Origin of the sequence: Klebsiella oxytoca NBRC 105695 (assembly GCF_001598695.1) — a bacterium.
Lineage (GTDB): Bacteria > Pseudomonadota > Gammaproteobacteria > Enterobacterales > Enterobacteriaceae > Klebsiella > Klebsiella oxytoca.
This window is the reverse complement of the sequence record NZ_BCZK01000004.1, coordinates 170,732-183,478: the sequence shown is the minus strand read 5'-3', so window position 1 is coordinate 183,478 and position 12,747 is coordinate 170,732. Positions and strand designations below refer to the sequence as shown.

Here is a 12,747-nt window from a genome sequence, read left to right as displayed (position 1 = left end):
TCTTGTTTCATCTTTATAAATGCCCCTTTTGTGCCCCCATCTTGTTTTTTATGCGACTCGATGAGCCTTTCATCGAGTCGCTAATCCCACTAATATCTTCACAGACCGTACAAATTTTCTCAGCTATTGAAGTACACCTCACTGCCGCGATCGGCTAAGAACAATATTACTTACCGATAAGGACAACTGTTCGTTAATCCACATTCTCTCCTGGCATGAAGGATATCTGTCACGGTCAAATATGGCACTTGTCCCTGTGAGCTAAATCCTCTGCGATCGATACGGATCAATTCGTACTTCTCCACCAGAAAATTAACGGCATCGACAAGCGTGATACCAGCTTCGATATGTCTTTTAATAACAGCCTCATCGCTGAACGGCGTGTCATTTAAGGTCAGGCCATAGTGCAGCTCAAGTAGTCGAGCAAGCAGCATTTGCCAGACAACCACGGGTGATAAGCATGTCTGAACAGCCCGCTGGTTTATTGCAGGTAAAGTATTCATGAGTTGTTCTCGTAAAAGTGAGTTCTAAAGTTAATTAGCGTTGAGTAGGATAAATGGAGATATAGACGTGACCACAGGAACCCAGCGTATCAGCTTCGCAGGTCAGCCCCTTTGCATAGAGGGTGACGCAATGCTGGTGTCGGGGATTCAGTTCGCCGCTGGTAAGTATGAGCTCCGCCTGCTTAGCAGAACAGGAAATGCCTGGTCAAGGCGGAGCAAATCCGCTTTATTGAATAGGCCTATTATGCTGGCGCGGTCAGACAGGTAATGTAGGCGGTTACCTTCCTGGACCAGACGTGCACCAAAACAAGGAATGACATTACGATTCAGCCCCCACCAAAGCTCAGCGGTATCATCATTCACTCTCAGTGTCTTACTCGACATCTGAAGCTCCTTTAATAAGGTTAATTGAGAGTGACGTTGCCCAGAGAGACATACGGTCCGTTCCGGTCCTTGCGTCGCTCGGCAAAGACAGCCAGAACACCCTTGATATCCGGAACTTCACGACCGTAGTAATGGCAGACGCTCCCGGACCAGCAATATTTCCCGGTACAGAATTGAAACAATCGGGATTCAGGATGCAGACGATAAATTGCCATCGCCTGACGCTTACTGATGATTTTCATTAGCCCTTCCTCTTCTTATAGCCATCCATGCTCAGCAAACGACAACGCTTCACCATCACCAATGATGAAATGATCCAGTAGCCGAACCTCAATCAGACCCAGCGCCTCTGTAATCCTGGACGTAATGGCTCTGTCAGCTTTACTGGCATCGGTAATGCCAGATGGGTGGTTATGAGAGACGATCACCGCAGCAGCATTATGACGCAGTGCAGATTTCACAATTTCGCGAGGATGGATTTCAGTATGGTTAATCGTGCCGAGGAAGAGCGTTTCATGCCCCAGCAGACGATGTTGATTATCGAGATAGATAACAACAAAGACTTCTCGCTCCTGCTTTGCCAGATAGAGCTGTAACCAATTTTTCGCGAAGCTAGCGGCAAGGAACGACTCACTGGGCTGCCGCTGATATTTCTCCAGCAATCGTAGGGCTCGACGGATAGTACGTTGCTCATTTATCGGGAAGACCGAAGGTAAATTCAGTTCGGACATGGTGGAGATATCGTTCAAGAGGCGAGTTGCAGCATATTTTCTGCCATCACCCACAGCGCGCGATTCAGCTTCACATCTCCATCAATACCTTTAATTGCACGGGTATGTGTGCGTCCTCCTTTTGCATTGCGGCCGTTCAAACCACCTTTGATCAGGTTCTCCTGAATACGCTGGTAAGTCGTCCACAGATCTCCGGACTCATCCTGCCAGCGACGAGGGGTCAATAGCTGTGCTTCCGTCACGGGCTGATGCTCCTCGCCAAAGCGATATGTCAGTGCAGCTTTTGCCAGTGCCTGTTGTGCTGGTGGCGGAAGCATAAGTGATTGCATGGCATCCCGTTTTTCTTCCACACGATCAAAAATCCCCAGAACTTCGTAAGCCCCTTCTATAACCCTCTCCACCACGTTGCCCTTATGCGGTACTCGCACTTCGCCAAACGACTCACCGCAGACCAGACCATTGCTACAGACTGCCCGAAACAATCCCGGCAACATCTGGTATGAACTCGAACCGTCATGGCTGTTAAGCAGGATAATTTCTGGCACCTGTTTACCGGTAATCTGCCCTTCGCGGCGCAGACGCAGCATATGTTTGGTGTGTGCCCGCTTGTCGGGGTTACGCACACGGGTCTGGCAGGCAAAGAACGGCTGAAAACCTTCGCGCTGCAGGTTATCCAGCAGAGTGATGGTCGGGATGCAGGTATAGCGCTCGCTGCGCGATTCATGCTTTTCCTCACTGAACACGCTGGGAACATAGTGAGCCAGTTCATCACGGGTTAAGGGACGGTCACGGCGAACAAGGTTCACCGCACCAAAGCGGGATGCTAATCGCATAATTCACTCCTTAGTGTGTTTATCGGTATAAAAAGAAAAGGCCACGCTCCCGAAGGAACATGGCCTTTAACATTAAAAATGGCGTGGCGGATAAGGCGTTATTGCCCCATATATTCAACCCTGGCACCGGTGGCCTTACCATCAGCACCAATGGTGACTGTCACCTTATCGTAGGTACGGTACCCGGCATTGTAGACCTCATAAACCACAGTATTTCCCTCCACTTTGTAGCTGCCAAAATCAGCGGCCTCAGCCGTGTCACGGTCATACTCTTTCGTATACGCTTCTTTGGCCGCTTTCATGACTGAGCCTTTGTTAATCTCCGGCGCTCGACTCCCGGCACTGGCAGCAAGGCCGGATACGTATTTCGGGCAGACCGTCATCATGTCCCCACGGGTGAATGTCAGTTGCGCACCAAAGACCTGAAGGGTCGATGTTTCCTGACCTGCAATCGAAGCAATTGCCTTTCTGGCGGCTGCAGGTGCCTGCCCGCCTTCAACCTCAACAGCCTTAAATCCTGTTTGCTGGTTGCACAACTGAGATGTGGGTACCAGATTGCCGTTTACACTGATGCGACTCCCCATCAGCTCCTGCGGGCCATTGGGACAGCCCTGCAACTGACCAAAGATGCCAATGGTGTTGTTTTTCAGCATCACCAGTGCCTGACCATTATCGGTCAGCGTCTGGCACCAGCCGTTTTTCACAGCCCAGTTACCCGCCTGAGCAGAAACCGAAATGGCTGACAAAACAAATGCAATCACGGTCTGAATTTTCATATGTCACCTTATTAATGAATCAGAAGCGGCAACGGGGGACGCGGTACACAGAACCTGATGCATCTTTGTATCCGGACCATGACGTCAACGTCCCTGTTCGTCGTGCGCATGAAGACTTTGAAAAATAAATATCCCTTTGCTTTGATAGGTAAAAGCGATCAACAGGGGGCTAATACATCGATATCTTAATAGATAAAAACGATCGATATTTTATTATCGATCGTTTTTACAGATCAATATACTGTTTTTTGAATGTGGTAATTGAGGGGTAAAGCGGCGGATTTCAGCCAAATATGCGGTCCCATAATGCCGTGGCAAGTTGCACTAACTTCTGTCTGATACTCTTTAACAGGGCAGTCCAGGCAGAGGGCAAGTGGTCAGGATTAATTACCGTGTCAAAAGCCTTACCCGCTGCCTCACCAAACTGCTGCCGTACAGCGGCGTCGCTGTCCGGGGTCTGATTCTCTGGTTTCAGCTGGCAATACACGGCACTGCTGGCCTGTACGGGTAAGGCATGCACCATCAACTCCACCATGGCGGGCAGGTTATAGCCGGTATGTGCAGAGACAGCCATGACCGGGAAAGAGGACGGCAACTGTCCGGCAACCTGAGCACTGACCGCTGCTAGTGAAAGGCATTGCTCAGAAGAAGGTGATGCTTGCCAGGGCTCACCATCCCTGAGGGGCGGAATACGGTCGGCCTGAGTCAGTACAAACAGGAAACGTGAAGGAGCGGCACCTGCTTCCATCAGTGCCCTGTACGCACTGATATCTGTTGCCCGGGCACGGTCATCGGCACGCAGCACCCAGATAATCAAATCCAGCTCTGCCAGCAACGCCTTATAGAGCGCCAGATATTCCTCGTCGTATTCCGGTGTCTCACCCACACCCGGTAAATCCACCAGCGTCATACAACGATTACCCACATCTAGGATCATCCGCTGGGGTTCCCGGGTGCAACCGAGCAAATCACTGGTCAGGCAAACGGGTTGCTGAAAAAGCGCGTTGCATAATGAACTCTTGCCCGCACCACTTTTGCCCATGATGCCTATCATGGGTTCATAGCGAATCGCCTCCTGGAGGCGGGAAAGAATACGTTCAGCAGAATGCGGGGGTAAGAGATTAAGACAGGTGCGCAGAACATTGCTTGTATCCTGCGGGTCGGGGATTTGAGGCATGATTTACTCCTGTGAAAAAATAGCGCCGGAAAATGGTTAACCGTCTGTTCAAAGGAGTAATATAGGTTTAAATTTTTCTGGAATGAGGGAATATGAAATGGCTAAATGTGTACGAAAAAACTGCAATCGTTTAGTGTCCCCATTACCTGAAGCAAAACGTAAAAGGCTCTGTAAAAAACATTATTTGCGCTTCTGCGAACTGAGTGAGCGCAAGGAAAAAGACCTTGTTTATCGGATTAATAAATATATCCCTCGTAAAATAAAACGATTAAAGAAGGGGCGCATTTACTATTGCGCATTCAATAGCAGGAGGGGATATGTCAGAAAGATATCTTCAATTGAAAATGCTGGATTAATAAGACAGGCCAGAGAAAAGCTTATATTAATACGTAAAACAGCAGCCTGGAGAAACACAGAAAGCTATGTGCGCCGTATAAGAATCGGGCCGGATCTTCCTGTTTCATTAAATGAAGTAACGGAACTGTATAGTATCTACTCCTGGATTAATTTTTGTAAAAACAGCAAGCTTTATGCAATAAATTATCTTGGTGGCGGCGAGGGAAATTTAAAATTGCAACTTTATAAACTTCCTTCCCCTGGTAAGACAGGTGATTCCTCACCCCGACAAAACATCATTATACCTATTACTTTAAAAAACAAAGTAATTAATCAACTCGCAAAAAACCGCAACATCAGGGGTACTACTAACGTAAAAAAAACACTCAGCCTGTACAAATCTTTAATTACGTTAGAGGATGAACGGTCTGTGGCATTAAAATTACTCCAATTAACAATTGAGACACCTTTACACCCCCACCAATATAGTAATAATCTACCCTATCTTAGCCCTGGCGATACCCCTCCACTATTTGGCCTCTTATTAAATGAACTGAAAAGATTGAATGTCATTGGCGTAAATGATTCTATGTTAAAACTCGCTAAAAAATATAAAAATGAATCCTTTACGTTAGAGTTGATAGCTATTCATATTATTTTTAACATGGCAAGAAATGGCACCCCCGAAGTTTATTCATTTTTATCAAATAAGTTTGATAAAAATGGCTGTTTGTACAGATCCGTAATGATTACCTTCATGATGCTTGAGTTGGATTTGGATTCTTATTCTGAATTAGTGGGGTTTTACAACTCTTTCTTTAGTACGGATGTAATAAAAATCAAAGGGAATATATTGCTATGGACGTCAGGTAAGAAAGAAAAACTCCCTTTTGAATACCGACCTGGAATTTAAAAAATTAAAGGCATCTAACACCAATAAATCTGATAGTGATTATCATTATCATTATCATTTGTGAATTTCGTTTTTTTAGCATGCGCGAAAAAACCGATCATGGCGGTGAAACACTCGTTAGCGCTATGACATGGCTTGCCATGAGCTAAACACGCATAGCAGTGAATCTCAACCTTGAGAGGTACTTCTGAAAAATCAATATAGCTTTACACGGTCTAAAATTTGCTTGCAGGCGGCTCGACAGGACTCTCTTAAGTACATCCTAAAAAAGGGCACATACTGAGCATAAAAGATATCAACTGTATTTTTTTACTGTTGAGTACCATGGTGTGAGGTGAATATCCAAGGTACCACTGGGTACCACACATCGCCTCCCGAACTCACACTAAATTGCGGGAGCTTTTCCATGACAAACAAAACTCAATCGATATCATCCAGCACCCAGACAACCACATCTTTACTGAGCGACCAGCTCGTTGATATGACGTTCATCACCGCCTATACAAACATGACAGACAAATGGTTTTACCGATTAATTTCAGAGAATGCGTTCCCTGCACCAATTAAACTGGGTCGTAGTTCACGCTGGCTAAAAAGTGAAGTGGAAAAATGGATGCTGGAAAGAATACAAGCATCTCGAGGTTAGAATCTTTAACTCTGGTGTTTAATACAGGAAGGTTACGTAGTTTAATATAGGTTTTTTAATATAATTACAGACACTATCATTCCTTCGTACATTAACAGACATCATTAAGCATTTTAATATTACCACCATTTACTTTTCGAGACCCGTTCAAACATCCTCGTAAACCATATTGCAGTAACCACCATGCCCTTTTAAAAGTGATAATTGTTTTATAAGTCAGCTTAATATCTTTCAAAAGCAAGAATGCCTATGAAATTTTACTGTCTTAGTGTTTGTAATGACCTCCTTTATCATCAGTAGTGGAATAATTATGCTCAAAAATTCAGATGGAAATTTTAATGAAGACTGGTTCCTGGCTTCAGTTCTTAATGCACATATCGATGAAATGATAAACAGATACTCATGCCTTTTGGCATTACGTATGGATTTTTTCTACAAAAAGAAAAGTGCCAGGTATTCAAGCTTACATCACCAAACACTTGAACATGACTTGCGTGAACTAATGGAAAAAATGACAAAAGAGAAAGGTGTGGTGGGCTATTTCTGGGTTGTCGAATGGACTGAACGACATGGATACCATGCGCATGTCGTATTCTGGCTGGACAGACAAAAAACACAGCACTCTTATCCCTTTGCCCTTACAGCAAATACACTTTGGGAGGAAATAACGCACCGGGACGGCGTATCGCACCGATGTGAATATCGGCCGCAGTATTCTAGAAATATCAACATACCTGTTCGGTATAACGATCCGGAAAGCATTAACAATATCCGTCATGTTCTGAGCTATCTGGCTAAGGAAGAACAAAAAGAAGGTTTGTGTGCATACGGCTGTAATGACGTTCCTCCACGCTCAGCGGCAGGACGTCCACGTAAGCCAGGCCCCTGATCCTACGGCTACGCAACTGGCTCTGCATCCTGTACGAACCCCTTTATTACGGCGACAAATAATGTCCTCGCGGACATGACTGGACCTGCCGCTGGAACCCTGACGTTCCGACCTGTAGTGAATCAACAATTCCACAACTCCATTTATACCCGACAGCACTCCTGTCGGGTATTTCTCATACCTGTCAAACAAGAGAAATCAAAAATGAAACAACCAGAGAACACGATCGCGGTAAAGGTGGCGGAATACCGTTTACACATCACCCGGCTAAGGGTCTGCCGGGATAGCCTGGCTGGATGTTGCAGTGATGCCGAGCGGCGTGGCTGGCGCTTGAGAGCCCTTGAGCAGTTAAATAAAGCCTCATCGCTCTACTGCCAACGGGCAAGTTCTGCCGATACCTGTAAGTTTCAACAGGCCTGTGAAGGTCTCCAGCAACACATCAGCAGAGTTTTACCAGAAGGCCAGTGGTGCGGTGATTTGCCTGGGCAGGGGATGCAGGCAAAATTTTGAGGTATCTGTATGAAACAACAACTGACTAAATGCGCGATCGATGAATGGGGGAATCTGGTCAATGCAGAAGATTTTCGCTATCCCTCATTCTGGAAACTGTACTGCTTCCACTGCAAGAGTCCGGTAGTACTGGTTCTTACCCCGAACGGGCAGGTATCGCATTTTCTGCATGATGAAACCTTTATGGCATCAGCCGATTTCATGGCATGCCCGAGCGTGGAATGTTCCTAACCGCAGTAACCTGCGTCAAAAGCAGAAAACGACTTATTCGGCCACAACGTCCCCTTTTACACACGCCCCTTATTTCCATTATTGAAAGAGAAACTGATGAACAATTGCGCTGAAAATGAAGCGTTAAAGACGAACTCTGATGGTAACAATGTCATGCTTATTCGTAGAGTGTTGCAGCAGGCGACTGATCATTACCCACGACTGTCTGCGCTGGGGTTTACTCTACAGTATGCGAATTGCCACTCCTGCGACAACGAACAACAAGGTAATGCCCAGTTGCTACGTTTTCACGCTGAAGCCTATTGCAGAATTGGCGATTATTCAAAGATACGTATTGAAGCGGGTAAACCGTCTCAGCCTACGCTTCTTCGCTGGTTGTGGGAGGCTGAAAGTATTTCAACATGTCGGATGATGATGCTATTCAATCAGGCAGTTTGTAGTCATCCCCGACATGACTCTTCAGCAATGGATGGAATTCAGGAAGTCATGTCGTTGCTGGTGGCTGCATGGCGTGAAGTAGAACCGGGCGGGGAATTAACGGAAATAAATGCACATCGGGTAGAGAGAACGATGCCAGCAGCTTTCGATAAACGTTATGCAGAGTTACGAGATGCAGCATTGCAAATAGCCTCACCTGTTGCTTTTGCCCGGAGCTGTTCGACTATGTAATTATTACATCCCATTTTTGCTGAGTTCGAAGTTCTACCCCTTATATATTGAGCTTTTTCTTATTTGGCTTTAAAGATCACTTGTTGAGTGATTCAGATGCAGTTTAGCGTCTGCTTTGTGCTGTGAGTTCAACTGATGGACGCAACACACTTATTGAACCGTTCTGCGGGTGATTAATAGTCTAGCGTTTTTCTCGGCCTTTCGTTGAGTTGTCTGGCAACACTGTTAAGTCTTTGCTGGCCGTGAACCGATAAGTCAGTTCCTTTTGGAAAATATTGTCTGAGCAATCTGTTCGTATTTTCATTTGAGCCACGTTGCCAGGGAGATTGAGGATCACAAAAATAAATCTGAATGTCTGTCACTACAATAAATCGTGTGTGGCTGGTCATTTCAGCGCCACGATCCCAAGTTAATGTTTTATAGAGCTCAGCAGGTAATTCCCGGGCTTGTCTGATGAGTGCAGATTTAACCGTTATGGTCTTGTTGTCTCTGATCTTCGCCAGCATAACAAAACGGGAATGACGTTTTACAAGGGTGATGATATAGGAGTTTTTCGAGCCCTGAATCAAGTCACCTTCCCAGTGACCAGGAATGGCTCTGTCAGCGGCCTCAGGTGGCCTTTCGCTGATAGGTATCGTGTTCGGGATTGACCCTAATCCTTTCCCTTTAAGCGATGATGTTCTGGATCTACGCACTACTCTTCCGCTTCTGAGGCATTGCTGCAGCTCTTTTTATAAAGCCCCCGGGTTTGTATAAAAAGCGTTTTATAAATCGTTTCGTGTGACACTTGCATTTCCTGATTATCCGGATAACAGCGTTTCAGCCAACCGGCGACCAGTCCTGATGCATCTTATCTGCAATGATTTTACACTATGTGGGCTTTCAATTAGCTTGCAAGGTTTTGGCTTCAACGCATTTCCCCACGCAGCTGCATCGGCTTTTGCTGCACGGTATTGTTTTGCACCACCGTGCCTCTTGATCTCACGGCTAATCGTTGAGGGTGCTCTTGATAATTTGGCAGCGATGTCCCTGATACTGAGCTTTGCTACCAGTCCTCTGGATATCTCCTCTCTTTCATCAAGCGAAAGCGCTAATCGGTGCCGCTTTCGCACGGGAGGACGGTAGCCACCAGTCAGGTGGATAGTGGGCATAATAGAAGAATGAAATCTGTCGAACATTCTGGCGATATCATGCAGGGAATCACCTTGCTTATATCTGTCCCAGATAATCGCTTTCTGTTCGGGCGTGTAGTAAATGTGCGTTCTTCGTTTCATAGCAACATCCCCCTTGATTAAGGATAGCGTTGCATCGACCCATTGAACTCACAGCCAATAGCGGACGTTGTTAAGCTCATGCAGTATTGATTCACGAAGAACATACGTTATATTTTTTCCTGATTGACTCGGGATGAAAGCTCCTGATGACTCTCTTTTCGCTCGCTGTAACGATCTGCAAGATAACCCGTTTGTCCCTTAAGCAGCACTGTGATTTTAAACAGCTCCTCGGCTACATCGAAGGAACTAAATGTTTCTCGACTATTCTCTAAGGCAACTTGCGGCCTATAAAAAAAGAGCCGGGTATAACCCGGCTCTTTTTAACTGATTTCAAAATCTTTTAATTCCCCACCTTCGGCAATCAGTTTTGAGATCCGCTTCGGCATTCGCCCCTGACCTGACCATGTTTTTGACTCTCCAGTTTCGTCAGTATATCGATACTTTGCGGGGCGGGGGGATCGCGTCCTTTTAACCTTACCCGAAGAGCCAACAGCAGCCATAAGTTCGGATGGGTCGATACCCTCATCAAGCATCATCTGGCGAAGTGTTTCCAGTTTATCGCGGCGCTGACTTTCATTTGCAAGACGTAATGTCTCTTCTTCACGTCGTTCTATAAGAATAATTTTAAATTTTTCCAGAACACCTTCCAGTGCGTTTAATGACATTTCACGAGTCTGGAAACGTAAGGTACGGATATTGTTTAACTGTGTGAGAGCATCTGACATAAAGAGACCTTTTAAAAATTTTTTGTTGTTCAGAAAAGACCAATGTCGACGGTTACTCATCAACCAGATTTGCTTTACTGAGCATTTTAATCCGAATGGTACATATTTTATTAACAAGGTTTAGACTACTTAGATAAATCTCTTATCGCAATACAAATTTAAGAAGAATATGCAAGAACTAAAATCTAACTCCTACGAAATGTCCATGCATTTCTGTAGGTGCTTAAAACTATAATGCCAGGAGCCACCCGGAGAGCTTTTGGATACCATCATAACTTGTTGCGTCAGTCATACATGATGAACTTTAAATCAGAAGAGTCATTAAGTTAATTAGCTCTGCCACTTAGGAATATTTTTCACAAAAGGTAAGATGGCACGCAGGAGAGAGATACCTGGACTTTGTCAGAGGATAGTGAATTATTCTCTCTTTTCAGAGGTGGTTCTAAAAAAGTGTAATGTAAAAAAAACCTCCTGCTAGCAGGCCATAAATGTTTTTAACTCATTTTTTGTTCACTTTTGATAAATAGGGTAAGTATGCAAGTAAACGTGAAGCAGAGAGCATAACAAAAATGCTATAAATATTTTCTGGCTGCATCAAGTATCTGCTGTGACGTTAACTCCCTGTCAGAAGCTACGTAAACAATACCATGATCGCCAGTTAAGGAAGGAAAGCCGGCAGACATAATCCGAAGATGTGTTTCTTCACCGTTTGGGTATTCCTGCTTGATTGAGGATATACCCTCCGTAACGGTCATGACTTTACAGTATTCGGCATTAAAGAAAACAAGGACTTTTATCATATGTCACCATAATTCTGTTAGTCTTTTCCATCACTCTGTTCTCTTAGTGATGTTAAATGGCAGATGCCATTAAAGTAATATCAGAGACGTGATGCTTTCGGAGGCAGCCAGACCGCTTACGCACTGTATTATTTAATAATCAGTTAGCCCCTGTTTTCAGACTTTTCATACAGCAGGCCTGCACTTCATCACATCGGTCAGCACACTCATACATGCGCAAAAATATGCTGACCGAATATTAAGAATAAACGGTTTTCTGTGGTTTAATTTATAGATTTGTTTACTCATGAATAATCCTTCATCGTTGTCACAGATCCACAAGGATTCATCTATCGCAAAGTATTACGTTTGTAGCAGCAGGACCTTTTTCACCATTATGTATGGCGAATTCAACTTCCTGCCCTTCAAATAAGGTATTAAAACCATCGCCGTTGAGCGCAGAAAAATGAACAAAGATATCTTTTCTGCCATCAAGAGGAGAGATGAAGCCAAATCCTTTGTCTTTGTTGAACCATTTTACCAGGCCTTTAATTCTTAAGGTCATACTGACTCCCGTTACATATGATAGTATTGAATAGTAAACGTATAGCATTCAAGGTATGGACTCAAAAAGAGGGGATATCAGCGATAGCGCCTGGTAATGAGGAATGCCCGAGAAATGTTTAACGTTCGTTTGTACATCGAACTGATGGGATTCATTAAGGCACGGGAATTTAAAATAAGCAAATAATATTTTTTTTCCGCCAAGAAGTCCTGTAAGAAAATTAAATGTGGCAGTATGCTATTTTCAATGTATAGGCTTTGCATGTTTTCAATAAGGAATTGATATCCCATAAAATGACAGGAATTGTCAAAAGCTTTGAAATTCTCAGTGGTAAAGGCCTCGTCATCCCATCTGATGGCCGAAAAGACGTTCTGCTTCACATTTCAGCCGTTAACTTCCGCGCATCAGAATTACTCATCCCTGGAAGGCGCATAGAATTTTGCCGGATAAACGGTCTCAGGGGGCCAGTGGCTGCGAACATTTATCTTTTCTGATTTTCAGTGTGTCAAAATAAATAGATTAAAAGTTAACCACATGTGGTACGGTGAAGTTCATTCATTGAAAGGTTAATGGTTATGTCTGTTATCAATTACGCAATGAAATTCTTCAGCAGTGCGTCTACTGCCACTGCTGCCTGTCCTGTTTGTGGCTTAAAATCAGTACAACCGTTGTCAAAAATCCGGCTCAACCAGACCATGCTTTGCCCCGGATGTAAGGCTCTGTTTATCTCCCGACGCTAGCTCGACAAAAACCGCAGAACAGAGCTCATGTCCTATACTTATGTTAGATTCCGGCAGCTGTTAAAT

General features: G+C 44.7%; 17 protein-coding genes and 3 pseudogenes. 8 read left to right on the top strand and 12 right to left on the bottom strand.

Translation table 11 applies throughout. The features are described 5' to 3' along the window. Nucleotides 1–170: 170 nt before the first annotated feature. The 7 genes and pseudogenes from KO1_RS27050 to KO1_RS08850 all read right to left on the bottom strand — a co-directional run bounded on the left by KO1_RS27050 (nt 171) and on the right by KO1_RS08850 (nt 4,404). Nucleotides 171–503 (bottom strand): TA system toxin CbtA family protein, encoded by a 333-nt coding sequence (locus tag KO1_RS27050; protein ID WP_073971800.1) that lies wholly within the window; start codon nt 501–503, stop codon nt 171–173. A gap of 34 nt (nt 504–537) precedes the next feature. Next, nucleotides 538–887: pseudogene (locus KO1_RS08875) on the bottom strand (type IV toxin-antitoxin system YeeU family antitoxin). A gap of 20 nt (nt 888–907) precedes the next feature. Then, nucleotides 908–1,129 carry a DUF987 domain-containing protein gene (locus KO1_RS08870; RefSeq protein WP_064406893.1) on the bottom strand — a complete coding sequence of 74 codons (222 nt, stop codon included), beginning with the start codon at nt 1,127–1,129 and terminating at the stop codon, nt 908–910. Nucleotides 1,130–1,144: 15 nt separating this feature from the next. After that, nucleotides 1,145–1,618: a RadC family protein gene (gene radC / locus KO1_RS08865; protein ID WP_064406914.1), complete on the bottom strand. Its 474-nt coding sequence runs from the start codon at nt 1,616–1,618 to the stop codon at nt 1,145–1,147. A 14-nt stretch (nt 1,619–1,632) separates the two neighbouring features. Next, entirely contained in the window at nt 1,633–2,454 is an 822-nt protein-coding gene (locus tag KO1_RS08860; RefSeq protein WP_064406892.1) for a DUF932 domain-containing protein, read from the bottom strand. 95 nt (nt 2,455–2,549) lie between these two features. After that, nucleotides 2,550–3,227, bottom strand: a complete 678-nt coding sequence (locus KO1_RS08855; protein ID WP_064406891.1) for a hypothetical protein — start codon at nt 3,225–3,227, stop codon at nt 2,550–2,552. A gap of 283 nt (nt 3,228–3,510) precedes the next feature. Further along, nucleotides 3,511–4,404, bottom strand: coding sequence for a GTPase family protein (locus KO1_RS08850; protein WP_064406890.1), 894 nt, complete (start codon nt 4,402–4,404; stop codon nt 3,511–3,513). Between the two features lie 97 nt (nt 4,405–4,501). Between KO1_RS08850 and KO1_RS08845 the strand changes: the two genes are divergently transcribed. From KO1_RS08845 to KO1_RS28090, 6 genes are all read left to right on the top strand, one after another. After that, nucleotides 4,502–5,653 (top strand): hypothetical protein, encoded by a 1,152-nt coding sequence (locus KO1_RS08845; protein ID WP_126468301.1) that lies wholly within the window; start codon nt 4,502–4,504, stop codon nt 5,651–5,653. Nucleotides 5,654–6,059: 406 nt separating this feature from the next. After that, nucleotides 6,060–6,299 (top strand): helix-turn-helix transcriptional regulator, encoded by a 240-nt coding sequence (locus KO1_RS27045; protein WP_073971799.1) that lies wholly within the window; start codon nt 6,060–6,062, stop codon nt 6,297–6,299. A gap of 310 nt (nt 6,300–6,609) precedes the next feature. Continuing rightward, the gene (locus KO1_RS27040; RefSeq protein ID WP_073971798.1) at nt 6,610–7,188 is read left to right on the top strand and encodes a rolling circle replication-associated protein; all 579 of its coding nucleotides are present in this window, start codon (nt 6,610–6,612) and stop codon (nt 7,186–7,188) included. A 204-nt stretch (nt 7,189–7,392) separates the two neighbouring features. Continuing rightward, on the top strand, nt 7,393–7,698 hold the full coding sequence (locus tag KO1_RS28095) for a hypothetical protein (protein ID WP_126468303.1): 306 nt from the start codon (nt 7,393–7,395) through the stop codon (nt 7,696–7,698). Between the two features lie 9 nt (nt 7,699–7,707). After that, nucleotides 7,708–7,929: a hypothetical protein gene (locus KO1_RS08840; RefSeq protein ID WP_064406888.1), complete on the top strand. Its 222-nt coding sequence runs from the start codon at nt 7,708–7,710 to the stop codon at nt 7,927–7,929. A gap of 96 nt (nt 7,930–8,025) precedes the next feature. Further along, complete coding sequence (locus tag KO1_RS28090) at nt 8,026–8,598, top strand: UCP030791 family putative phage-derived protein (RefSeq protein WP_126468305.1); 573 nt, start codon at nt 8,026–8,028, stop codon at nt 8,596–8,598. Between the two features lie 173 nt (nt 8,599–8,771). Here KO1_RS28090 and KO1_RS27850 read toward each other — a convergent pair. The 5 genes and pseudogenes from KO1_RS27850 to KO1_RS08820 form a co-directional block, all read right to left on the bottom strand. Then, nucleotides 8,772–9,872 (bottom strand): annotated as a pseudogene (locus KO1_RS27850) (IS30 family transposase). A 107-nt stretch (nt 9,873–9,979) separates the two neighbouring features. Continuing rightward, nucleotides 9,980–10,141: pseudogene (locus KO1_RS27025) on the bottom strand (arsenical resistance protein ArsH); the annotation flags it as partial. Between the two features lie 51 nt (nt 10,142–10,192). Further along, entirely contained in the window at nt 10,193–10,597 is a 405-nt protein-coding gene (locus tag KO1_RS08830; RefSeq protein WP_064406913.1) for an H-NS family histone-like protein, read from the bottom strand. Between the two features lie 572 nt (nt 10,598–11,169). After that, on the bottom strand, nt 11,170–11,397 hold the full coding sequence (locus tag KO1_RS28700) for a hypothetical protein (protein WP_064406887.1): 228 nt from the start codon (nt 11,395–11,397) through the stop codon (nt 11,170–11,172). 325 nt (nt 11,398–11,722) lie between these two features. Next, nucleotides 11,723–11,941, bottom strand: coding sequence for a cold shock domain-containing protein (locus tag KO1_RS08820; protein ID WP_064406886.1), 219 nt, complete (start codon nt 11,939–11,941; stop codon nt 11,723–11,725). A gap of 281 nt (nt 11,942–12,222) precedes the next feature. Between KO1_RS08820 and cspF the strand changes: the two genes are divergently transcribed. After that, nucleotides 12,223–12,435 carry a cold shock-like protein CspF gene (gene cspF / locus KO1_RS27020; RefSeq protein ID WP_073971806.1) on the top strand — a complete coding sequence of 71 codons (213 nt, stop codon included), beginning with the start codon at nt 12,223–12,225 and terminating at the stop codon, nt 12,433–12,435. Nucleotides 12,436–12,510: 75 nt separating this feature from the next. Then, nucleotides 12,511–12,681, top strand: coding sequence for a YnfU family zinc-binding protein (locus tag KO1_RS28595; RefSeq protein ID WP_305955329.1), 171 nt, complete (start codon nt 12,511–12,513; stop codon nt 12,679–12,681). The last annotated feature ends 66 nt before the right edge of the window (nt 12,682–12,747 follow it).

Excerpts from the sequence above, each read along its gene's own strand:
- KO1_RS27040 (WP_073971798.1), top strand. The coding sequence starts at position 6,610 with ATGCTCAAAAATTCAGATGGAAATTTTAATGAAGACTGGTTCCTGGCT.
- KO1_RS27045 (WP_073971799.1), top strand. The coding sequence starts at position 6,060 with ATGACAAACAAAACTCAATCGATATCATCCAGCACCCAGACAACCACA.
- radC (WP_064406914.1), bottom strand. The coding sequence starts at position 1,618 with ATGTCCGAACTGAATTTACCTTCGGTCTTCCCGATAAATGAGCAACGT.
- KO1_RS08870 (WP_064406893.1), bottom strand. The coding sequence starts at position 1,129 with ATGAAAATCATCAGTAAGCGTCAGGCGATGGCAATTTATCGTCTGCAT.
- KO1_RS08820 (WP_064406886.1), bottom strand. The coding sequence starts at position 11,941 with ATGACCTTAAGAATTAAAGGCCTGGTAAAATGGTTCAACAAAGACAAA.
- KO1_RS28595 (WP_305955329.1), top strand. The coding sequence starts at position 12,511 with ATGGTTATGTCTGTTATCAATTACGCAATGAAATTCTTCAGCAGTGCG.
- KO1_RS28095 (WP_126468303.1), top strand. The coding sequence starts at position 7,393 with ATGAAACAACCAGAGAACACGATCGCGGTAAAGGTGGCGGAATACCGT.
- KO1_RS08850 (WP_064406890.1), bottom strand. The coding sequence starts at position 4,404 with ATGCCTCAAATCCCCGACCCGCAGGATACAAGCAATGTTCTGCGCACC.
- KO1_RS28090 (WP_126468305.1), top strand. The coding sequence starts at position 8,026 with ATGAACAATTGCGCTGAAAATGAAGCGTTAAAGACGAACTCTGATGGT.
- KO1_RS28700 (WP_064406887.1), bottom strand. The coding sequence starts at position 11,397 with ATGATAAAAGTCCTTGTTTTCTTTAATGCCGAATACTGTAAAGTCATG.
- KO1_RS08845 (WP_126468301.1), top strand. The coding sequence starts at position 4,502 with ATGGCTAAATGTGTACGAAAAAACTGCAATCGTTTAGTGTCCCCATTA.
- KO1_RS08855 (WP_064406891.1), bottom strand. The coding sequence starts at position 3,227 with ATGAAAATTCAGACCGTGATTGCATTTGTTTTGTCAGCCATTTCGGTT.
- KO1_RS27050 (WP_073971800.1), bottom strand. The coding sequence starts at position 503 with ATGAATACTTTACCTGCAATAAACCAGCGGGCTGTTCAGACATGCTTA.
- KO1_RS08830 (WP_064406913.1), bottom strand. The coding sequence starts at position 10,597 with ATGTCAGATGCTCTCACACAGTTAAACAATATCCGTACCTTACGTTTC.
- KO1_RS08840 (WP_064406888.1), top strand. The coding sequence starts at position 7,708 with ATGAAACAACAACTGACTAAATGCGCGATCGATGAATGGGGGAATCTG.